The organism is Aequitasia blattaphilus, assembly GCF_024721305.1.
Classification (GTDB): Bacteria; Bacillota; Clostridia; order Lachnospirales; family Lachnospiraceae; genus Aequitasia; species Aequitasia blattaphila.
This window is the reverse complement of the sequence record NZ_JAMXOD010000020.1, coordinates 1-19,499: the sequence shown is the minus strand read 5'-3', so window position 1 is coordinate 19,499 and position 19,499 is coordinate 1. Positions and strand designations below refer to the sequence as shown.

Here is a 19,499-nt window from a genome sequence, read left to right as displayed (position 1 = left end):
CGTCTTAAGCGTCTGGCTCTTTGATGACAGTTATCTTCAAGTTGTCAACTTTAATCAATCTTTCTTGTCTGCATTTTGGACAATAAAGGGGATAATTCTCCAAAACAGTGTCCTTCCTAATTTTATTACGGGTTTTGCTCCCACAAACAGGACACAATATCCATTCGCATTTCATCATAATTAGTCTCTAATCCTTTCAAATCTCATTTTATATGACTTTTGCAAGCTGTTAAGCTAACTTGTGGAACATATGCCGAACCTTATCTATACGGCTATTCGGGCGGCGGGGTTGGCAAATAAATTTACCAATAGCTGGCTGGTATCCTTTTAACTCTGTCAAGCAGACTCCCTGCCCATTTGTGAAATAAGTTAAATCGTTCCTGTATTCTTGAATACATCTAGCAGGGATTTCTCCTTTCAGAATGACCTCGTCATTCTTTATCTGAGTACTTACAATATCTGCACAATACCTTGGAGCATCATGATACGCCCGTGAGAGATATTCCTGCGGTGCATAAATTTCAAAGTGGAGATATGGCTCTAATAGTTCTGTCCCTGCTTTTTTTAAAGCCTGCTCCAATACGATAGGGGAAAGCAGCCGAAAGTCTGCGGGGGTACTTACAGGACTATAATACAATCCATATTCAAAACAGATTTTACAGTCTGTCACTTTCCATCCATACAGCCCCTGCTCGCAGCCATAAAGAACCCCCTCCATAACCGCATTTTGGAACGATTGATTTAAATATCCAAGTGAAACTCTGCTTTCATACTGCACTCCGCTTCCAATAGGGAGCGGCTCTATGGACAACCCGACAGAAGCCCAGAAAGGATTTGGCGGGACTTCTATGTGGATGGTATATTCTGCTTTTCTAAGCGGTCTTTCCATATATATAACAGTAGGCTCTTTTATTTCTGCCTCCACATGATATTTTTCCTCAAGGATGGCACAAATGACTTCCATCTGCACATTCCCCAAAAAAGAAAGTATAATCTCATGCGTTGTAGTATCCACATAATATTTTAAAAGAGGGTCGCCATCTGAAATTTCTGTAAGTGCCCCAAGCAATATTTCCCGCTGTTCAGATTTCTTTACTGCAATCGTTGTTTGGAGCATAGGGAGAGGATTTTCAATAAATTTTCTCTGCGGCAACAGTATTTCGTTCCCCAAAATACTGTTTAGCTGCAAAACATCATTTGGTAAAATTACAATATCACCAGAGCAGGCTGTATCGGATGAATATAATTCACCGTTTGTCGGAACACACATCTCTGTGATTTTTATTTTCTCTTTTTCAGATATTCTAATAACATCCCTCAAATGCAATGTTCCGCTATATATACGCACATAAACAAAACGCCGCCTTTTCTCTGAATATTCAATCTTAAAAACCTGCCCGCATAGTTCAGATTGACCTTCAGGCGTTGATGAATAAAATTTACTGGCAATTACTTCTATAAGCTGCCGAATCCCCAGATTGTTTTTAGCGCTTCCGTGATAAACGGGAAATAACGTTCCGTTTTGGAATCTCCTGTTTTCTTCCTGTTCCAGTTCTGACATTTTAAACGGTTTCCCTGACATATATTTCTCTAATAGTTCATCGTTTCCCATAATTACCGCATCCCACTGTTCCATATCGTCATTGTCCGTTACATTTATATGGGGATGCTGCCCAACCTTTTGCTTCACTATAATTTCCGAAGAAAGCTTTGCTTTCATTTCCCGATATACCATTGGCAAATCAATCCCCTCTTGGTCAATTTTATTGATGAAAAAAATTGTCGGAATCTTCATTATCTGTAGTGCATGAAACAGTATACGGGTCTGTGCCTGTATGCCATCCTTTGCAGAAACTAATAATACTGCTCCGTCTAATACGGATAAAGAACGGTATACTTCCGCCAAAAAATCCATATGGCCTGGCGTATCTATAATGTTGACTTTTACATCCTCCCACTGAAAAGATGTCACTGCTGTCTGGATAGTGATTCCCCTTTGACGCTCCAAATTCATTGTATCTGTCCTTGTTGTGCCTTCATCTACGCTCCCTAGTTCTGCAATTGCACCACTGGTATACAATAAACTTTCCGTTAATGTTGTCTTTCCTGCGTCAACGTGAGCCAGAATGCCTAAGTTAATTATTTTCATGTGATTTTCCTCCTATCAACACCCAAAAAAGGGCATAAAAATACCCAGTGATAAATACTCCTATCACTGGGTAAATAACTCCAATAGCCCCAAAACACTTATATGTTTTCGGGCATATAAAATTACATGATAAAAGTATTCTTAAACTGGGTACAAAAAACTAAGCCCCATATTAAAAGTGAAACGGGACTGCTACTTTTTGTTCCCACTATCAAATTGACAGTTTATTTAAGAATACCTTGCCGCATATTTATTAACTCCTTGTATAATACTGAATCTAATTATATTCCTTAACCCTTTATTTGTCAAGCTGACAAACTAAAGCAGAAAAAGCGGCAGGATTTCCCCCTGCCACTAATCATCTGTTTATGCAAAAATAATTTCCTTTTCCACAATCTCCCTCGCACAAGCCCTTATGTTATTGAGGCATCCTGTCCATTCTAAGGCGTTTTCTGCCTTTAGCTGTTCCGTTATGCCCTGTGCCTGTTTCATACCCTCTATGAGCCTTTCAAAGCGTTCCTGTGCCTGTCTGTTGATGTCGGCAAGGTAGGCGTTTAGCCTGCCGCTTGTAAGAAGATTGGTGTATGTAACTTTACGGTACTGTTTTAGATAATCTAAATGCCGTTGCCCCCAGATGCCTATTGCCTGTTCTTCTTCGGCGGGTACAGTTAAGCACGGTATCAAATAATCCCCTTGCCTTTCGTATTTGCCGCCCAGTTCCTCAAATAATGATTTTGCCATTGTCTGTTACCTCCACATTCTTTTTTATTTTGAATGTCCGCAAAATCCGTCCTACATCTTATGGATGTACAGATGCCCGAAATGGATGGCTACGAAGCTACCCGAAGAATCCGGGAAAGCGAATGCGAAAATGCATCGAATATTCCAATTCTTGCCATGACAGCCAATGCATTTTCAGAAGATGTTGAGAGATGCTTAGAGGCTGGTATGAATGATCATATTTCAAAACCGATAAACGTAAATGAATTAATGAAAAAAATAGACAACCACTTGTTATAAGTTTTCCCAAAATTAATTTCATTAGCAAAACCCCAATAAATCAGATTTTAACTCTAACTTATTGGGGTTTGTTTTATTCTTTTACATTAAGGACAGTATATCCCGCATCCCGAACCCTTTGCCTTAGGGCAGAAACATCTGCTGGCTCTTTACTAAGCACACTTGCTTTTCTCTGTCCCAAATCTACTTTTGCATAAATACCTGGCTGGCTATTGAGCACGTTTTCAACTCGAAGTGCACAGTTTGCACAAGTCATACCATCAATAAAAAATATAATCTCATATGGGTAGTGTTTTTTATTTCTATCCGCTACATGTACCTTCTTAATCGGCTCTTCTCCTTCGCTGCAACAGCTCTCACCACGACGCAGCTTACTTACATAGTGATAGAGAACAAATCCACAAAAAACAAATATTCCACCAGCAATAATATATGTCATCATAATAGAGTCTTCTCCCACATAGCCACACCTCGGGATGTGTCTTTCCCGCATCCACCTGTCGAACCACTGCATTTCCCGCCACAGCTTTCACAACTACTGCCACTCGTTACCCGGCGTAAGAATCCTGCTCTCTCTAAATATTCCATCTGAGCCTTTACGCTCTCTTCTCTGGTTCCACAAAGCTCGGCTAATTCCAACTGGGAATATGCACGGCCCTCATCCAATAATGCTAGAAGTTTAATTAACATCCCTCTTCGCCTCCTTCACTTAGAAAATAAGCAACCCAATATGATAAACCAAAAAGGCCAATATTAATGCGGCACAGAAATAGTAAAGAGCAATTTTAAGTGTCCATTTAAGTGAGCGTGTCTCCTGATAAGTAGAACTAATTGCCATAAGGCAAGGCACATTAAAGGTAACCGCAAAAATAAAGGATAACGCTTGAGCCTGCGTAATGGAAGTGGCCAATACTTCACTTAAATTCGCCGCTGTTCCACTTCCGCCAAAGGTTGCCGAGAAAAGACTTCCACCACCTACATAAAGAGTGGATAAGACACCTAGTGCAGCTTCTTTACTAATCGCAGAGGAGACAAAAGCTAAAAATGTCTGCCATGTGAAGCCAAAAATTTGAGTCACTGGTTCGATAAAACGACCGAAGCGATACAAAATGGTTGTTTCTGGATTTCCATTTCCTGTATAAGTGAGCAACCAAAATACTAAGGATACAATGAAAATAACCTTAATGGCTTTCCACAAAATATCTCTGGTTTGCACTAGAATCGAGCGAATTAGTGCTCCCCATTTCGGCTTATGGTACGGTGGAAGCTCCATGATAAGCCCTGTTCGGTCTTCTTCTTTTACCAGGCGTTTCCCAAATATTTTTGCTGTAATCATCATATGTAGTAATGCAACAGCAAAAATAGCAATAATTACCAATGGTGCTCCCATTCCAAAATAAAGACTTGATAAAAATGGTACAATCGACCAGGTTGCTGCACAAGGTACAACCCATGCTAAAGCAATTGTAAGAACCCGTTGCCCCCAGCTATCAATTACACGGGTACCAGCAGCTCCACCGATGGTACAGCCAAAACTAACGAGAAACGGCATGACTGCCTTTCCCTGTAAACCTAGTTTGGTCATTGTTCCATCGAACACATAAGAAACCCGCGCCATATAGCCCACTTCTTCAATTAGGCCAAACACCAGATTGACGCTAAAAACAAAACCAATCATTGATATTGCAAATCCTACTGTATTAAGGGCAACATCTACCAACAAGCTGATAATAATAGGTGGCGCTCCCATTGCGGTAAGACCTGCGGTAATCCCTCCGCCTAATCCAATAAGACCTTGACCAATCATCATAATAGGGGCAGCTGGAATAAAGGATGCAATTAATCCTGCCAGCATAATACAAATTGCTATTAGTTTACCCCATCGCTTACTGGTTGCCTTCTTATCAAATTTTGAAAGTGTCCCTCTCTGCTTTTTCCCTGAAACAGCTCCCTGCAGGGTTTCATCAATCCATTTGAACTTACAATCACCCGTTAAAAGCGCTCCATTTTTTATCTGTGAAATGGTTTCTTCAAAAGCTTTTTTCTTCTCGATAGACAGGCTCTCTCTTACCTTTGCAATCACTACCTGATCTCCCTCTAAAGCTTTTGCCGCAAGCCAAACAGGTGAATATCCATCGATTCCATCCTTTGGCATTAAATCATAAAGAGCTTTATAATAGCCGCCTTCCATCTCACGGTAACGCTGATCCAGTTTTTTTACATCCAGACACTCCTTTTTCTCCAAAGCTCGATCAATTGCTTGATAAAATCCGTCATATTCCTTACGATTTGCCGCAATAAAAGGAACTACTGGAATTCCCAAGCGTTGTTCAATCTTCTTAGCATCCACTTTCTTCCCTTGTTCTTTTGCAATATCCATCAAATTCAAAAGCAATACTGCCGGGCAATCCATGCCTGCATAGTCTGCCAGCATAAACATACTCCTCTCCAGCTGAGCCGCATCTGCTAAAATACATACTACATCTGCCTTTCCACTGGCAATATAGTCCCGGGTGATAACCTCCTCATCCGAATTTGCTGAGAGGCTATAGCTTCCCGGCAAATCCGTCACACCGTAACGCTCACCATTCTTGGTAAAGTATCCCTCTTTTTTTTCTACCGTCTTACCTGGCCAATTACCAACATGCTGATGGGACCCTGTAAGAGCATTAAATAACGTGGACTTACCGGAATTTGGTTGTCCAAGAAGTGCTATTACCGGTGTTTTCACTGCTGTCATGGTACTCATACTGTCACCTCCACCAAAATATTGTCACTTTCATCCCGGTTAAGTGCAACCATGCTGTCCCGTCCATAAAGCAGCAGCGGCATTTTCTTTTCATTCCGCAGCACCTCAACCCGGCTTCCTACCGTTAGACCAATGGATATTATCCTGGTCAAAAAACGGGTGTCACCTTGTACGCTGGCTATGGTACCTTGCTGTCCTGTTTTTAGCTCGTTTAATTTTTGCATAACAATTCCTCCTCATAAAATTGGTTAGTTCTTGCTAACTATTGGTTAAAAAATAACGGGGTTAAAACCCCAGTATTTTCTGCCATCCAGCTGTATAAAATTCCTCTAAAACTCGTACACATCCCAATGCTTGTTCTTTTGGCATCTCATGAATAATTGGTTCAAAGATTCCGGCATAATATGTACTGGTTATAATGTGAATCGCTTCTTCGTCAATATCACGTTTTAATATCTTTTGCTGTCTCAAGTAATGGGTAAAGCGGATTGTGGACTCGGTCTCAATTTCTATAAGTGAGTCAATATAGTTTTCATAGCTCGTTCCGCTGGCGCTACAGCAAAGTAAGCGAAAGGCATCAAAATGTTCATATAAATAATCAACTAAGATATCCGGATTAATATCTAGCCACTTGCGCCAAGGAGTTATATCTTTACGAAGTGTTTCATCCATCTCATTAACAGAAGCCATAATTTGTTCCTTAAGCTTTTCTGTTGTTCCCGACACAAGTGCTTCAAACAGAGCTGCTTTATCTGGAAAATATGTATAGATTGCCCCTGTAGTCACCTGGGCTGCTGCTGCAATTCTTCGTAACGTTGCTTTCTCAAATCCATATTTTAAAAATTCCTTCTGTCCTGCCTCTAGAATAGCGGCTCGCAGCTTCGCATTAAATGTTCGCATTTGGTCCTTTGCCTTTCTTAATATAACATTGTTATTTTATAAAAAACTTAAAGTTTTGTCAAGAAATATCCCCAAAAGATACTAGCAACTACAATTGTTTTTTCCTTACCAACATGTTATAGTATATCCATCAAATTGTTTCTTAGGAGGATACACTCATGAGTGATTTACCGCATATCACACAAAGTGAATGGAATGTTATGAAGGTGCTGTGGAAAAAGTCACCTCTTACTATTATGGAGCTTGTGAAAAATGTTCAAGCAGAACAGAAGCTGGTTTCCACCACTGTAAAAACCTTGTTGCGGCGATTGATTGCGAAAGATGCTGTTGGCTTTACCATAGATGAAAAAAACTCAAAGCTTTATTATTATTTTCCACTTGTAACGGAAGAAGAGTGTGTAAAAAAAGTCAATAAGCAGTTCTTGAAGCAATATCATCAGGATAACGTGGAAAATCTCTTTGCTACCTTTGTGAATAGCACTGATTTATCCGGTGAAGAAATTGACCATTTAAGAGCTTTACTAGAACAAAAGAAAGCGGAATCAAATGAATAGCATATTAGGCCAAATCAATACAATCTGTACTATGCCAGTTTTTTTTCTTCTGGTTGCCCTTGTTGTGAAATGTCTGCTTCTATCGATTTACTGCCTTTTAATCTATCAAGGAATTCGGTTTGTTCAGAAAAAATTTCACAATCATATGGGAGCACGTACAAATTATTATGTATGGTATGGGCTCCTCCTTAGTTTTCCCTTATCTTGCTGTAAGTGGAATGATTCTATAAAGCTGCCGATTTATCGTGCAATTCATCAAGAGTGGCGTGCTGTGCTATTTATAGCAGTTGCATTTTGGCTCTCTATTTCTATGCTTCGTTTGGCAAAGTTCATCGTTCATACTTGGCGAATCAAACAACTGATTGCTGCCGCTGCACCTTATAGAGATCGTGGCAATCTCAAGCTTCGTGTGGCAAACACCGTTGGCTTACAAGAAAAGTACATCCATATTGCTGCCGTAGAGTGGGTTGGATCTCCCGTATCCTATGGCATGTTCAAAAAAACAATTCTGCTGCCTGCTGAATATGAAAAAAAATATACCTCCCTCGAATTGGAGTTACTCCTTCTTCACGAAATGGTACATATTAAAAATCGTGACACAATGAAGTTGTGTCTTTTTAGCTTGATTTCATGTTTTATTTGGGTATTACGTCTGTTTGATAGGCCCTTCAAGAGGGATATTGAAATACTTTGTGATAATCAGGTCATAGGTTTTCAGAATAACGGTCGAAATACCTACGGTGAATTACTGATAAAAGAGTGTTCTACGCAAACTGTTGTGAAAGGACTCAGCTTTTCTGATTCCTACCGTACTATTGCCAGTCGTTTAGAGGCTCTCTATCATTTCAAGCCCGAAAAGCCTGGCTATGCTGTTGTTTCTATTATTTCTTTTGCCGCCTTGGCTCTGTCCCTTTTGTGGTTATACCACCATCCTGCCAGTTGGTTTATTCCAAATGATTCCAGCTACAAAAAGTTTGATGTGAATATGATGCTTGCCGAAACAAATGATTTAGGTGAGCTTGAATACACCATGTTACCTTTACCGACGGATGTAGCAGACCAAGTCTACACGGTTTCAGAAGAAGCTCTACAGGTTAACGTTCCCGCTCTTTCCAGGGCAATAAAACCATATCAGGATGAGGGCTTAGCCATTGAGGAAATATGGTTTCAGTCGGTTGTTTACTCCATGGATTTAGATGAAGATTCATTCAATCCTGTGGATATGGCACAAACCTATGTAGAATACACTTTGCCCTGCAGTGAGTTGGAGCAATACGGCGAGGATTACCGTTATTTTCCCCAGGTACAGAATCAGAAAGGTTCTGTCTTTATCTACTCTCTGATTGCCCGCTGGCTTTGAAGTTGCTTTTGTTATAAATGATACTAAAGTTACATCTGCCGCTGGCATAAATAACCTCATTGGACATCATGTTGACAAATCGCAATGCAACTGATATTCTAAAAGCATTCATATACACTGAGCTAGGAGGTACTTTATGAGTTTTGAAAAAGAACTTCATGACCTATTTTTAATGCAACAGGCTTATGCCACTATGTTCTCTCTCATAAACAAATTGCAAATTACTGGTGATAATTATCTTGAGGGTTTAACATTTAGACAATATATGACCATTATAGCCATTTTACATTTACCTGAAGAAGAAACGACAATTAATAATATCGCACGTAAACTTGGAACCAGCAAACAAAATGCAAATCGTATGGTAGCAAGCATTGAAAAATTAGGATATCTTTCTTCATTTCCCAGCAAAAAAGACAAGCGTGCTACAAACGTAACACTTACAGAAAGCGGCAAGCAAAAAACGATTGAATGTTCGGAAAAAGCAATTCATTTTATGGCAGATATTTTTCATGAGTTTAACACTTCTGAATTAGAGAGCTTCTGGAAAATGGTAAAAAAACTCTATTGCTTTGATGGTAATAAGCAAGACGGCTTTGAAGACACAGGGCGGGAAATTATTAACTCTCCTTCCGAAATGCAGCACTTCAAATCTGCGTTAGAAACGTTTTCTCAAAAAAGAAATAGTAAATAAATACAACATCCGTCATTTCTAAGGGCGGATGTTTTTTTGTCTTTTTAGACAACATGTTGACAAACCAAGAGTGTGGTGGTATTCTTCTTAAGACATCATATTGTCGAAAGGAGGGTGTTGTTTAATGCCGGTAACAATTAGTGTTCATAATCTAAAAAAATGCTACCACAACGTGCAGGCTGTAAATAACTTAAGTTTTACCGTATCAAAGGGAGAAATTGTTGGGATACTTGGACCAAATGGTGCAGGGAAAAGTACAACCATCAATATTCTTGCTACGGTACTAAAGCCTGACAGCGGTAAGGTTATTATCGCAGGTCATGACCTACAAAAAGAAAAGATGCAAATCAAGCGAGTGATTGGGATTGTTCCGCAAGACCTTGCCATCTATGAGGAAATTAGTGCAGAAAAGAATGTGCGCTTTTTTGCAAGTCTCTATGGTGTTTCTGAAGCACATTTGAGCGCTCAAGTTCAAACAGCTCTAAAATCAGTGGGCTTATACGACCGACGCAAGGCTAAGCCAAAGACATTCTCTGGAGGTATGAAACGTCGTCTTAATATTGCGTGCGCAATTGCACACCAACCAGATATTATCATCATGGATGAACCTACGGTTGGTATCGATCCGCAATCTAGAAATCACATTCTAGAGACGATTGTGGCTTTGCAAGAAAAAGGTGCTACTATTATTTATTCTACCCATTACATGGAGGAGGTAGAGGCAATTGCCGACCGTGTTCTCATTTTGAATGATGGCGCTGTAATTGCATCAGGTACAACACAAGAACTCTGCAAAGGCTTTGAAAACCAAATCACTTATTCGTTCCAGGTGGACACGACGAAATTTATGAAAGAAAGTATTTTATCGCAAATCATCGGGGTAAAAGAAATTGCAATAAAGGAGAATACAATTCAAGTTGTGACGGATAGCAAGAAAAACAACTTGAATGAAATTATTTCAATCCTTATTTCAAATGGCTGCAACCTTCAAAGCATGAATAGTGAAAAAGCATCATTGGAAACGGTATTCTTAACTTTGACCGGAAAAAAACTTAGAGACTAGGAGGAGGAGTATGAATTTTCTAAAAATAGTAAAGTACGACTTTATCAATATATTGCATAACCCTGCACTAATTATATCCAACACAATTCTTCCCGTTGTCTTGATTGCTGTTTTGGGATTTGTAACACAAAACAATTTTGGAAAAGAACCATTATCCGCTTATGATTATCAGAGTGTAAATATGTTGATTTTTTCTGTATCTTTGATTGTTGCAATCACTACCAGCAATTCTTTTATGGAGGAAAAAGTGATTCGTGGTAATATGCGCATCGCCTATGCACCTGTTTCTAAAATGGAGATGGTTTTATCGAAAATAGTTTCCTCCTATATATTTGTATCGATTTGCTACGGGATGTTGATTCCATTCTGTCAATATATATTGGGGGTTAATATGGGTGGAAACAGGTGCCTATGGTTTGCACTGCTTTTAAATGCATTCTCATTTTTCGAGTGCTGCTTTGGAGCTATGTTCTGCTGCATTTTTCGAAGTGAAGAGCAAGCAAACTCCATTATGCAGATTCCGCTTTTTATCTTTATCTTCTTAGGTGGTGTTCTCGTTTCCATTCACCGTTTGGGTAAGATCGTAAACGAGATTTCCTATATCTCGCCAGTAAAATGGATTGTAAGGTGCAGCTATCAAATTATTTACGATAATGATTTGCATTTACTACTATCTATCATCATCAGTTTAGCGATTCTTTCTCTTATTTGCTTACTGATATGTGGGTTGCGATTCAAGCCGGAGGAATATATATGAGAAATCTTTTGCAAAACAAATTCGAGCGTATTCTACAAAAAAAAGCAATCCTGGTTCTCGCTCTCATTATTATGCCACTTATGATTGTATTGGCAATATTTTTTTCGGGGCATTCATCAATAAAGGAACAAATTGGCTATTTAGGAACTGACATAACCAATTTGCCAAAATGTGATCAATACACCGTTGTCCCCATTTCCGAAATGCCAAAACTTTCTCAAATGGCTGAGGGTATGTATGCTGCCGTGGTATCGAAAGACAATCATAACAAATATACTGTAACAACACTTAAAAGCGATACCGATAGCGCAGCAATTGAAACTTTATTCACCACTGGTCAACTTCCCAGCAATTATAAAGGCGATGATGCCAAACGCAAGGAGCGAGGCACTGGTACAAATATACTTGGTTTTATCACAATGCTTATTATCATCCAAGGTGTAGCACTCACAACAATGTATCCAGAAGACCGAAACTTGAGGACATTGCGACGGATTATGTCTTCTTCGGCAAATATATATTCCTACTTGTTCGCACAAATTATATTTACATTTATAAGCCTGTATCTCCCAACATACGTTGCAATTATACTTGCAAAGCGTTGTTTCGGTGCAGAACTGGGGTATTCCATTGACTTGTTGGCAGTACTTTTGCTGATTATTACACTATTTGCAACCGCTTTTGCAATTTTCATTTCTACTGTACTAGATAGGAATATCAATTTAGTAACCAGTGGGGTTACCATCATTACTTGCGTTTTGTCTGGGTGCTTTTTATCCATATCATCAGACAACGTAATCTTAATGACTATTTGTAATGCATTGCCACAAAAAGTATACATGGATATTGTTCATGGTGTGGAATTTGGTGGACATTTTTCTGACTATGGTGGAGAGTTATTTTATCTCTTTGCTCTCTCCATGTTATTCTACACAATTACAATATCCGTCGTAGCAACAAAAACATCGAAAGGAGCATACTAAAAAATGAATTCTAACATTCTAGTTCAAGCAAAAGATTTAGTAAAAACATTTCATGGGCGAGAGGTTATCAGCCACTGTGATATGTGTGTTAAGAAAGGAACCATTTACGGGTTTCTTGGAGAAAATGGAGCCGGCAAAACCACGGTCTTAAAAATGCTGATGGGTCTTCTCACTCCTACCTCTGGAAAAATAGAGATTGGAGGAGGTGACCTAAGGGAAAGCTACCCTTCTATATTAAAAAAAATAGGCAGCATAATTGAGACCCCCATATTCTATGAACACCTTACCGCAACTGAGAATTTGGCTCTTCATCTGTCTTACATGCAACTGCCTAAACGCAACATCGAAGAATCCTTACAGCTTGTGGGACTGCATCAGGCAGGGCAGCAGCCTGTTTCAGAATTTTCTCTTGGCATGAAGCAACGACTTGGAATCGCACGATCTATCGTCCATTGTCCTACATTATTACTGCTAGACGAACCAATTAACGGACTTGACCCTATGGGAATACGACAGATGAGAGAGCTATTCTTAACCCTGGTAAAAGAAAAAAATATGACCATCATTATTTCAAGCCACATTTTAAGTGAAATAGAGCAAATGGCCGATACCATCGGTGTAATCACAAATGGACGAATTAAAAAAGAAGTTACTATTTCAGAAGTAAAGGCAAAAACCCCGACTGGTTTAGAGGATTATTTTTTCAACTTGATGAAAGCAGGTGAACAATATGTATAATTTAATAAAATTAGAACTTCGTAAAACCCGCATACGCCCATACGTATGGGCGAGTGCCATTATTGCTCTATGTATGCTAGGCATGTTGTATACCTTTTCCGCTGTGTCATATATGGGCAGTGAAGCTGATGCCGCCGAATTTTCGAGCTATTACAACATAATGGTTTTGACAAATGCTTTGATTATGTTCGCATTTAGTATCCTTGCTGCAGTGATGTTCACTGCCTTTGTGATCAAAGATTACTCTGGCAAAAATGCAATTATGCTGTTTTCCTATCCAGTGAAACGGAAATCAACCTTGTTTGCAAAGGTGATACTTGTGACGACTTTTACCACTATATCCCTACTGGCTACAACCTTTGCGATTTGCTCGGTTTGGGGACTGACTGAAAGTATTTTCCCATTGGTTGATGATAGCATTAGCATTCTATTAGTTGCTAATGTAATTCGTGATGCTCTTTGTATGGCGGTTATTTCTGTGGGCATCGGTCTTGTATCTGTATGGATAGGCTTTCGAAAAAAATCCGTGCAAACAACAATTATAGCTGCGGTTATTATCAGCATTGCTCCCGCAAATTTTATAGTATTGGGAACCTCTTATCCGATTGCAAGTGTCGGATTGGCTGTAATCAGCGCAGTTGCAGGCGTTTTGGCATTGTTCGATTTATCAAATGCAGTAAACAAAATGGAGATATAGACGAATTAGTTGAGACGGGATCATAAAATTAGAATTTCTAAAGGGAAAAACTATCGAGAGTGGCAGGCATTGGAATGTTAGTTATTACGGTCTTTTTTTTGGTGGCAGTAGTAATTGATAGCGCAATTATGATTATACTAATGAATACCATATGTAAGTAAGAAATAAACAGCAACAATTCTTGCTGGTGTCACAATTGGGGATAATACCATTATTGAAGCTGATGCAGTTGTTACCAAAGACGTAAAAAGTTGCACTGTCGTTGGCGATGTTCCTGCATCTTCTTAATTCCTTTTCTAAACACCGAACATCGCGCGACAATATTCCTTACCTGTATTGGTTCGAAATACTTTCTCCAACACCGACTTAATTGATGTTTCATTCATTTTATCCTCATGTATATTTACTAAAAAATCTGCCTCTACCAATATTTGGTAATCTATCTCGTCTATATTTTTATAGGTATGATGGTGTCCAATCAAATAGCATACTCTTTCTATGATTTCCTGAGAGAACTCAAGGTTTTCTAGCATCCTTCTTGCAACTGGTGGTCCTTCTGATTCCTGAAGTTTCCCGTTTCCTATTCCATACTTTTCCATTGCCGGCTTAATGCCAATATCGTGCATAATAGCAGCAATTTCCAGTATTTCCATTGTATTACAATCAACCTTTTCCCCAACTCCTATCATACGTGCATAATCATGCACCTTTGTGAAATGCTGTATCTGATGTGGGTCACCAGAATAATATTTCACCATTTCAAAAAATACTCGTTCCATATGTTTTTCCTTTCATAGTATCAATTTCAAATCATTCTTCTCTTATTCTATTATAATGCGTCCTTCAAGCTGATTGCTTAGAGTCGTTTGATTTTTTTCCAGATACCAGATGAGCGCATTTTCGATTGCTGCATATTCCGGCATCTTAAGCTGTTTTTGTGTAGAAAATCTTTTTCATTCTTATATTCCCTCCCTATTCCTCAAAATCTTAACTAATATTATATACAGACGGGCGAATAATAGCAAAAAATAAGGCGATTCAAAACTATGTAAAAGATTCGAAGAAAAATATACCGTGTTTATCTTGTAGGCATAACAAACCCTTCTAATGCTTTATTCAGGAAATCATTGAATGGGCGCATTTGCAAAAACTTTTCACTGGCAAAATCAACAAAGGATGAAGCGTCACAGAGCGCTGTATCGTCAATTGGGTATTCAATGTACCAGCTTTTATATTTTAAATATTCAGCAGCTGGACATTCGGTAGAAAATTCTTTTGGGACGTTTTTCAAAGAAGTTCCTGAGACTTTGAAATTTTCTGCAAATAGAGGATGTTCTATGATGCTCAAAAACTCAGCCGAATTTTCGTAGATATAGTCTCGAATTAAAGCAGTAGCATCTTTAAACATATCCGCAAAAAGACCACCGCCTAAAAAGGATTGGTTGCCGGGCTTTATCATTAAGAAATATCCCACAGGTACAGGAAGCTTCCCTTTGGACGAAATATGGCAACGGAAAGCAGGGTTATATGGCGTTTTGTCATGGCTGAAGCGTGTATCTCTCACCATCTTGAAGGTGAGGTCTTTCGGGTTGTGGAGAAGTATTGAGGCATCAAACTTTCCAATCTCAAAAATGAGTGCTTGAATCAGCTCCTCGAACTCCTTTTGTGCCACCAGTCTTTGGTCTTTGTGCTCGTGAAACCAGTCACGATTATTGTTCTTATCCAATTCTGAAAGATACTTTAATATTATATTTGTGTCCATATTCTTCTCCTAACGGTTATTATTTGCTGAAAACGATATGAAGGAAAACACTCACTATCTCAGCCATTGAGCAGTTTTTCTAAATCAGCTACCGATGCACCCATCTTAACCGAGCTTATAGTTTTTCATCACAGTTCAAATCCTTTTGGGAATCGTCCCTTTTCGCTTTTTCCTTTATATAGGTTTCCACAATAACTAACGCAATAGCAAGACCAAGAATCTCTGACGCAAGATTCATGCAGAAATCATATATGTTAAAGTTGGGGTTCATAAATACCCCTACAGCAAAAGTGACCGTGAATATCGTAACCATAACCGTATAGAGTATACGCACCTTCATATTTGTAAGACCTCCTCGTTTAGACTACTTTCCATTATTTACTTCCTTCGCAAAAAACAACCTGTTTATCCTTAGATACTTAATGCTAAATGGATATTGTACCCGTCGCAAAGAAAGCCACATCACCCATGATGATAACTTCATTCCGGCTGTCTACACAACCCTTAATCACGCTCGGCCGTCCAACATAACTACCTTGATGGAGCGTGATTATATCGCCTTGAGCAGCCCGACCATTCTTCACCAGATAAGCACATAAGGGGTCTGCTGCGCTCCCGGTAGCAATATCCTCTACCGCTCCGCCATTATCCCAAGTGCGGCATTGTAGCGTGGATGTGTCGAACACATAAACGAATTTCGCACCATAACCGGACAGAAACAGCTCAAAGTCCGAGCAGCTGATTCTGCATTTTTCAATGTTTTTATTTACTGGGACAAGCAGGTAAGGTAATCCCGTAGAAACAGTTTCAATCGGGTAGTCCTTGTCAATATCATCAAGAGACAAGCTAAGAGCCCCAGCTATCCTGCAGTGCTCTGCGCTACCAATAGTGGATACAAATGCAGCTGCGCCCTGATTCATTTTGACTTTAAAATGTTGCTCCGCCTTTTCGGAATGAATCAAAATATTGCGTTCAGCCAAAGAAAACGGAATGTCAATGGTGCTGTTATCAGCGTAAAACAACTTATGGATAACCGCGCCAGCTCCTAAAATTGGATGGCCTGCGAACGGCAATTCCTCTTGTACGGTAAATATCCTTGCTTGGAACATCCCATTTTCCATCGGATAAAGAAAAATACTCTCAAACTGGTTAAACTCCTTAGTGATGCTTAACAAGTCCTGATCGGGCAGCGGCTCGTCAAGGAGCACAACGGTTAGGCCATTCCCGCTCATGGGTGTTTTGCTAAACACATCAACATGATAATACTTCATAGATATCCTCCAAACTAATTTGACTAATGCTCATTAGACAGCTCAACTTTAAATTCTTCGAGGGGCTTGCTTGCGTGATTGCGTATTGGCATATTGTCTGCACAATATAGGTTCCAAGTGGTTCGTTTTCCCACTCAAAAGCCGACCACGCCTATGCTTACTTCCTGTTAGGTTTTCTCTTGATTGCCAATAGATGCATCACTTCATCAAGCAATGAACTGTCGTCCATGTAGGCCATCATCCATTTGCCATCGTGGTAGGTTTCTGCATCATCATAAATGCGCTGAATTGCATCGGAATACTGGCTGCGGTACGCTTCAAACTTGGCTCTTTCATCCTTGCCGAAAATGATGAGCACACCAAAACAATTTTCGCGGGCATACAGGGCGCACAGTGTTTTCCCGCCCCGGCGATATTTGTATTCGTAGTCCCATTTCTTCCCACCATCGTTCCAGAGCTTCTCCATTTCGTAGGCGGAATCAACGGCATTGCATACCGCGTTCCATGCTTCCAATCTCTCTTTACCGAACAATCTTTGCAATTCGCTTTGTGAGGGAATTTCTTTCTTCATCTTGTACACCCTTTCTATCAAGTGAGCCTATTTTTCAACCGAAACAAATGGGGGAATGTTGTCCAAAGATGCTTTACGCTGCATTGTCGCTGGCTCTACATCAAAACTGTTGCCGTCATATTCATAATGCAGCTTGCCATCTTCAATAAAAAAGCGTTGGTTTGATTGAAATGCAACCGGCTTGAAGCAACCATCTTGAACAGGCTGGTCACGATATAATGCCTGTTCTTCTTTCAGTGTCAACACACCGTTATCAAGCCGCACATCATAGATGCTGCTTACGATAGCTTCTGCTGGCACATCCTTCACGGAAGCAGAAATGAAGCGAAAGAAGCCTGTTATGGCATTGACACTTTTGCGTTTGGCAAGTTCAAAGCGAAATAAAGAAACGCTGCTAAAATCTTTTCGAAGCGCTTCGCGCTGCTTATTTTTCACAATCCATATTTTTTCGTTAGACACAATAAACATATCCAACTGGAAGGCGCTCCCCGAATACTTTAGGTTGGAAAAAGAGATTTGGTCTGAATAGACACCTTCCAAAGCACCACCTTCAAGTTCATAGAGCAACTCTTTTGTGTGCAAAGTTTTCCCATTCACGTTTGTTTCAAGAAAATCAATAATATCTTTCATTGCAATCTCCCTCATAAAAGTACAGGCATGTATTTGGATTCTTGGTAATATGCTTCGCTCGTTTGGACGAGGTGTTTGAGCAAAACCAAAATTCTCGAAGCCCATCATGTTTTATGTACAGCATCGCTTTAATATAAGGATTCCCATTTTCGTCAACAGTGCCAAGCATTCCGACTTTGTTACTATTTGCAATTTCAAGTGCCCGTTTCATCGCTTCCATATTCATTACATCCTTCCTGCAAGATAATATATTTAGTTCCTGCGCCAAACCGATCTGTTTTAGACCTCTATTGCCGATTACATGGGCTTGAGGTTTTTATTCAACCGCTCAACCATCCATGCAATGCGGCTTGCCCTGCCTGCGTCCGTTTTTGCATCCAGATATGCTTTGGTATAAGTCTTTTTTACGGATGGCGGCATCGCCTGAAAATTTGTATAAGCAGGCTCGTATTCCTTTAATAAATCGTCCAACTTCAAAATCTGTTCTTCCGTAATGGGTGCTGCTTTGGGCTTATCCCATTGCCCATTCTTTTTGGCTTCTTCGATTTTAGCTCTGCCATAATCAGTCATAAACCCTTGCTTTTATCAGACCATTTGCTGTTTTCCCGGCGCTGTGCGAAATACTTGATATATGACCGATCATCGAGACTCTGCATTTGACCGTCAATCCAGCCGTAGCACAAAGCTTCTTCCAGTGCGTCATTGGCAGAGAGTGTTTTCGGCCCGTCCTTTTTTCCGAATAATATCCACCACCTATCCTTATTATATCGTTATCAATGAACCACAAAGCAGAAGGGATGCCCTGCCGGGTCGAGCATTACAGTCCATTCTTCTGAATACTGCTTATTCGCCTTAGTTGCCCCACAAGTAATGGCGTATTCTATGGCTTTTTTCATTTGGTCATTGCTGGACACACAGAAATCAATGTGTAGCATTTGCTGCTGTTTTTCAGGCTTCTCCGGCCAAGTAGGGGGAACATAGTCGGGATTGCTTTGAAAGGCCAATCTCACGCCGCCCGACGGGGCTTGAATGCAGAGCCATTGATTGGGTATCTCATACTCCTTTACCCAGCCAAGCATATTGATGTAGAAGTCAGCCAGCGCATTTACATCGGTGCAGTCCAGCACGACAGTACGCAGGTCGATAGTTAAGTCATCCATTTTTGATCCTCCATAAATATTGTGTATTGATTTAAGTCATTTCTTGCTATCTGTGCCAGATAATGAGAGATCGCTATCTGTAAAAGAAGGTCTGTCAGATAAACACCATTAAAGGCAAGAGAGGCAAACCGTTTTTTTGAGGAGAGTCGCCACTCGCAATGACTACGCATGTTTTTTGTTATTTTAACACAATTTTGCCGCACCATCAACTACAATTGTTTTTCTTGTATTATTAACTTATGATAATGTCACCATTACCGTACTTATTTTCAGAAGCGGGATCAGACCATTCGAGCAGTAAGTCAATAAGAAATAATATACATTTTTCCTTATCATACAGTTATATTGAATATAATCATCAAGATTTATAATAGACGTGAAATACTATAAAAATAGTGTCTGCGACACTTCAACTCCCCTGACCCCTCATTCATGAGGGGA

Annotated in this window: 25 protein-coding genes and 1 pseudogene; 9 read left to right on the top strand and 17 right to left on the bottom strand. The window is 39.8% G+C overall.

Translation table 11 applies throughout. The features are described 5' to 3' along the window. Nucleotides 1-4: 4 nt before the first annotated feature. The 3 genes from NHH15_RS12460 to NHH15_RS12450 all read right to left on the bottom strand — a co-directional run bounded on the left by NHH15_RS12460 (nucleotide 5) and on the right by NHH15_RS12450 (nucleotide 2,890). Nucleotides 5-175, bottom strand: coding sequence for a cysteine-rich KTR domain-containing protein (locus tag NHH15_RS12460; protein WP_004614788.1), 171 nt, complete (start codon nucleotides 173-175; stop codon nucleotides 5-7). Between the two features lie 54 nt (nucleotides 176-229). Beyond that, nucleotides 230-2,149, bottom strand: a complete 1,920-nt coding sequence (gene tet(O) / locus NHH15_RS12455; RefSeq protein ID WP_000691758.1) for a tetracycline resistance ribosomal protection protein Tet(O) — start codon at nucleotides 2,147-2,149, stop codon at nucleotides 230-232. Between the two features lie 366 nt (nucleotides 2,150-2,515). After that, the gene (locus tag NHH15_RS12450; protein ID WP_001129922.1) at nucleotides 2,516-2,890 is read right to left on the bottom strand and encodes a TnpV protein; all 375 of its coding nucleotides are present in this window, start codon (nucleotides 2,888-2,890) and stop codon (nucleotides 2,516-2,518) included. A 72-nt stretch (nucleotides 2,891-2,962) separates the two neighbouring features. Here NHH15_RS12450 and NHH15_RS12445 point away from each other — a divergent pair, with 72 nt between their 5' ends. Next, a complete protein-coding gene (locus NHH15_RS12445) occupies nucleotides 2,963-3,169 on the top strand; it encodes a response regulator (protein ID WP_316044076.1) in 207 nt (68 codons plus the stop codon). A 73-nt stretch (nucleotides 3,170-3,242) separates the two neighbouring features. On the opposite strand, the gene NHH15_RS15535 is transcribed toward NHH15_RS12445, so the two are convergent. From NHH15_RS15535 to NHH15_RS12420, 5 genes are all read right to left on the bottom strand, one after another. Next, complete coding sequence (locus NHH15_RS15535) at nucleotides 3,243-3,611, bottom strand: heavy-metal-associated domain-containing protein (RefSeq protein ID WP_276009009.1); 369 nt, start codon at nucleotides 3,609-3,611, stop codon at nucleotides 3,243-3,245. Continuing rightward, nucleotides 3,608-3,859, bottom strand: a complete 252-nt coding sequence (locus NHH15_RS12435) for an Lrp/AsnC family transcriptional regulator (protein ID WP_262066991.1) — start codon at nucleotides 3,857-3,859, stop codon at nucleotides 3,608-3,610. The genes NHH15_RS15535 and NHH15_RS12435 overlap by 4 nt, the downstream gene beginning before the upstream one ends. Before the next feature lie 19 nt (nucleotides 3,860-3,878). Further along, nucleotides 3,879-5,918, bottom strand: coding sequence for a ferrous iron transport protein B (gene feoB / locus NHH15_RS12430; RefSeq protein ID WP_262066990.1), 2,040 nt, complete (start codon nucleotides 5,916-5,918; stop codon nucleotides 3,879-3,881). Beyond that, entirely contained in the window at nucleotides 5,915-6,142 is a 228-nt protein-coding gene (locus NHH15_RS12425) for a FeoA family protein (RefSeq protein ID WP_262066989.1), read from the bottom strand. Before NHH15_RS12425 ends, feoB begins: the two co-directional genes overlap by 4 nt. A gap of 61 nt (nucleotides 6,143-6,203) precedes the next feature. After that, complete coding sequence (locus NHH15_RS12420; protein WP_262066988.1) at nucleotides 6,204-6,818, bottom strand: TetR/AcrR family transcriptional regulator; 615 nt, start codon at nucleotides 6,816-6,818, stop codon at nucleotides 6,204-6,206. Between the two features lie 158 nt (nucleotides 6,819-6,976). Between NHH15_RS12420 and NHH15_RS12415 the strand changes: the two genes are divergently transcribed. From NHH15_RS12415 to NHH15_RS12380, 8 genes are all read left to right on the top strand, one after another. Next, nucleotides 6,977-7,372 carry a BlaI/MecI/CopY family transcriptional regulator gene (locus NHH15_RS12415; RefSeq protein WP_262066987.1) on the top strand — a complete coding sequence of 132 codons (396 nt, stop codon included), beginning with the start codon at nucleotides 6,977-6,979 and terminating at the stop codon, nucleotides 7,370-7,372. Then, a complete protein-coding gene (locus tag NHH15_RS12410) occupies nucleotides 7,365-8,732 on the top strand; it encodes a M56 family metallopeptidase (RefSeq protein ID WP_262066986.1) in 1,368 nt (455 codons plus the stop codon). The genes NHH15_RS12415 and NHH15_RS12410 overlap by 8 nt, the downstream gene beginning before the upstream one ends. A gap of 136 nt (nucleotides 8,733-8,868) precedes the next feature. After that, the gene (locus NHH15_RS12405) at nucleotides 8,869-9,426 is read left to right on the top strand and encodes a MarR family winged helix-turn-helix transcriptional regulator (RefSeq protein WP_262066985.1); all 558 of its coding nucleotides are present in this window, start codon (nucleotides 8,869-8,871) and stop codon (nucleotides 9,424-9,426) included. Nucleotides 9,427-9,550: 124 nt separating this feature from the next. After that, on the top strand, nucleotides 9,551-10,489 hold the full coding sequence (locus NHH15_RS12400; RefSeq protein ID WP_262066984.1) for an ABC transporter ATP-binding protein: 939 nt from the start codon (nucleotides 9,551-9,553) through the stop codon (nucleotides 10,487-10,489). Nucleotides 10,490-10,499: 10 nt separating this feature from the next. Next, the gene (locus NHH15_RS12395) at nucleotides 10,500-11,246 is read left to right on the top strand and encodes an ABC transporter permease (RefSeq protein ID WP_262066983.1); all 747 of its coding nucleotides are present in this window, start codon (nucleotides 10,500-10,502) and stop codon (nucleotides 11,244-11,246) included. Continuing rightward, nucleotides 11,243-12,229 (top strand): ABC transporter permease, encoded by a 987-nt coding sequence (locus NHH15_RS12390; RefSeq protein ID WP_262066982.1) that lies wholly within the window; start codon nucleotides 11,243-11,245, stop codon nucleotides 12,227-12,229. Before NHH15_RS12395 ends, NHH15_RS12390 begins: the two co-directional genes overlap by 4 nt. 3 nt (nucleotides 12,230-12,232) lie before the next feature. After that, the gene (locus tag NHH15_RS12385; RefSeq protein WP_262066981.1) at nucleotides 12,233-12,967 is read left to right on the top strand and encodes an ABC transporter ATP-binding protein; all 735 of its coding nucleotides are present in this window, start codon (nucleotides 12,233-12,235) and stop codon (nucleotides 12,965-12,967) included. Continuing rightward, a complete protein-coding gene (locus NHH15_RS12380; protein WP_262066980.1) occupies nucleotides 12,960-13,664 on the top strand; it encodes an ABC transporter permease in 705 nt (234 codons plus the stop codon). Before NHH15_RS12385 ends, NHH15_RS12380 begins: the two co-directional genes overlap by 8 nt. Nucleotides 13,665-13,960: 296 nt before the next feature. Here NHH15_RS12380 and NHH15_RS12370 read toward each other — a convergent pair whose 3' ends face one another. The 9 genes and pseudogenes from NHH15_RS12370 to NHH15_RS12330 all read right to left on the bottom strand — a co-directional run bounded on the left by NHH15_RS12370 (nucleotide 13,961) and on the right by NHH15_RS12330 (nucleotide 19,058). Beyond that, a complete protein-coding gene (locus NHH15_RS12370) occupies nucleotides 13,961-14,443 on the bottom strand; it encodes an HD domain-containing protein (RefSeq protein ID WP_262066979.1) in 483 nt (160 codons plus the stop codon). A gap of 299 nt (nucleotides 14,444-14,742) precedes the next feature. Further along, entirely contained in the window at nucleotides 14,743-15,426 is a 684-nt protein-coding gene (locus tag NHH15_RS12365; RefSeq protein WP_262066978.1) for a DUF2461 domain-containing protein, read from the bottom strand. A gap of 115 nt (nucleotides 15,427-15,541) precedes the next feature. Beyond that, nucleotides 15,542-15,766 carry a hypothetical protein gene (locus tag NHH15_RS12360; RefSeq protein ID WP_262066977.1) on the bottom strand — a complete coding sequence of 75 codons (225 nt, stop codon included), beginning with the start codon at nucleotides 15,764-15,766 and terminating at the stop codon, nucleotides 15,542-15,544. 85 nt (nucleotides 15,767-15,851) lie between these two features. Next, the gene (locus tag NHH15_RS12355) at nucleotides 15,852-16,697 is read right to left on the bottom strand and encodes a PhzF family phenazine biosynthesis protein (protein WP_262066976.1); all 846 of its coding nucleotides are present in this window, start codon (nucleotides 16,695-16,697) and stop codon (nucleotides 15,852-15,854) included. 157 nt (nucleotides 16,698-16,854) lie between these two features. Then, nucleotides 16,855-17,268, bottom strand: a complete 414-nt coding sequence (locus NHH15_RS12350) for a DUF3788 domain-containing protein (RefSeq protein ID WP_262066975.1) — start codon at nucleotides 17,266-17,268, stop codon at nucleotides 16,855-16,857. Between the two features lie 27 nt (nucleotides 17,269-17,295). Next, nucleotides 17,296-17,898, bottom strand: coding sequence for a hypothetical protein (locus NHH15_RS12345; protein ID WP_262066974.1), 603 nt, complete (start codon nucleotides 17,896-17,898; stop codon nucleotides 17,296-17,298). Further along, nucleotides 17,882-18,118: a pyridoxamine 5'-phosphate oxidase family protein gene (locus tag NHH15_RS12340; protein ID WP_262066973.1), complete on the bottom strand. Its 237-nt coding sequence runs from the start codon at nucleotides 18,116-18,118 to the stop codon at nucleotides 17,882-17,884. The genes NHH15_RS12345 and NHH15_RS12340 overlap by 17 nt, the downstream gene beginning before the upstream one ends. 77 nt (nucleotides 18,119-18,195) lie before the next feature. Beyond that, a pseudogene (locus NHH15_RS15790) lies at nucleotides 18,196-18,647 on the bottom strand (YdeI/OmpD-associated family protein); the annotation flags it as partial. A 24-nt stretch (nucleotides 18,648-18,671) separates the two neighbouring features. Continuing rightward, nucleotides 18,672-19,058, bottom strand: coding sequence for a VOC family protein (locus tag NHH15_RS12330; RefSeq protein ID WP_262066972.1), 387 nt, complete (start codon nucleotides 19,056-19,058; stop codon nucleotides 18,672-18,674). Between the last annotated feature and the right edge of the window lie 441 nt (nucleotides 19,059-19,499).

Excerpts from the sequence above, each read along its gene's own strand:
- NHH15_RS12460 (WP_004614788.1), bottom strand. The coding sequence starts at position 175 with ATGAAATGCGAATGGATATTGTGTCCTGTTTGTGGGAGCAAAACCCGT.
- NHH15_RS12450 (WP_001129922.1), bottom strand. The coding sequence starts at position 2,890 with ATGGCAAAATCATTATTTGAGGAACTGGGCGGCAAATACGAAAGGCAA.
- NHH15_RS12445 (WP_316044076.1), top strand. The coding sequence starts at position 2,963 with ATGCCCGAAATGGATGGCTACGAAGCTACCCGAAGAATCCGGGAAAGC.
- NHH15_RS15535 (WP_276009009.1), bottom strand. The coding sequence starts at position 3,611 with ATGATGACATATATTATTGCTGGTGGAATATTTGTTTTTTGTGGATTT.
- NHH15_RS12435 (WP_262066991.1), bottom strand. The coding sequence starts at position 3,859 with ATGTTAATTAAACTTCTAGCATTATTGGATGAGGGCCGTGCATATTCC.
- feoB (WP_262066990.1), bottom strand. The coding sequence starts at position 5,918 with ATGAGTACCATGACAGCAGTGAAAACACCGGTAATAGCACTTCTTGGA.
- NHH15_RS12425 (WP_262066989.1), bottom strand. The coding sequence starts at position 6,142 with ATGCAAAAATTAAACGAGCTAAAAACAGGACAGCAAGGTACCATAGCC.
- NHH15_RS12420 (WP_262066988.1), bottom strand. The coding sequence starts at position 6,818 with ATGCGAACATTTAATGCGAAGCTGCGAGCCGCTATTCTAGAGGCAGGA.
- NHH15_RS12415 (WP_262066987.1), top strand. The coding sequence starts at position 6,977 with ATGAGTGATTTACCGCATATCACACAAAGTGAATGGAATGTTATGAAG.
- NHH15_RS12410 (WP_262066986.1), top strand. The coding sequence starts at position 7,365 with ATGAATAGCATATTAGGCCAAATCAATACAATCTGTACTATGCCAGTT.
- NHH15_RS12405 (WP_262066985.1), top strand. The coding sequence starts at position 8,869 with ATGAGTTTTGAAAAAGAACTTCATGACCTATTTTTAATGCAACAGGCT.
- NHH15_RS12400 (WP_262066984.1), top strand. The coding sequence starts at position 9,551 with ATGCCGGTAACAATTAGTGTTCATAATCTAAAAAAATGCTACCACAAC.
- NHH15_RS12395 (WP_262066983.1), top strand. The coding sequence starts at position 10,500 with ATGAATTTTCTAAAAATAGTAAAGTACGACTTTATCAATATATTGCAT.
- NHH15_RS12390 (WP_262066982.1), top strand. The coding sequence starts at position 11,243 with ATGAGAAATCTTTTGCAAAACAAATTCGAGCGTATTCTACAAAAAAAA.
- NHH15_RS12385 (WP_262066981.1), top strand. The coding sequence starts at position 12,233 with ATGAATTCTAACATTCTAGTTCAAGCAAAAGATTTAGTAAAAACATTT.
- NHH15_RS12380 (WP_262066980.1), top strand. The coding sequence starts at position 12,960 with ATGTATAATTTAATAAAATTAGAACTTCGTAAAACCCGCATACGCCCA.
- NHH15_RS12370 (WP_262066979.1), bottom strand. The coding sequence starts at position 14,443 with ATGGAACGAGTATTTTTTGAAATGGTGAAATATTATTCTGGTGACCCA.
- NHH15_RS12365 (WP_262066978.1), bottom strand. The coding sequence starts at position 15,426 with ATGGACACAAATATAATATTAAAGTATCTTTCAGAATTGGATAAGAAC.
- NHH15_RS12360 (WP_262066977.1), bottom strand. The coding sequence starts at position 15,766 with ATGAAGGTGCGTATACTCTATACGGTTATGGTTACGATATTCACGGTC.
- NHH15_RS12355 (WP_262066976.1), bottom strand. The coding sequence starts at position 16,697 with ATGAAGTATTATCATGTTGATGTGTTTAGCAAAACACCCATGAGCGGG.
- NHH15_RS12350 (WP_262066975.1), bottom strand. The coding sequence starts at position 17,268 with ATGAAGAAAGAAATTCCCTCACAAAGCGAATTGCAAAGATTGTTCGGT.
- NHH15_RS12345 (WP_262066974.1), bottom strand. The coding sequence starts at position 17,898 with ATGAAAGATATTATTGATTTTCTTGAAACAAACGTGAATGGGAAAACT.
- NHH15_RS12340 (WP_262066973.1), bottom strand. The coding sequence starts at position 18,118 with ATGGAAGCGATGAAACGGGCACTTGAAATTGCAAATAGTAACAAAGTC.
- NHH15_RS12330 (WP_262066972.1), bottom strand. The coding sequence starts at position 19,058 with ATGGATGACTTAACTATCGACCTGCGTACTGTCGTGCTGGACTGCACC.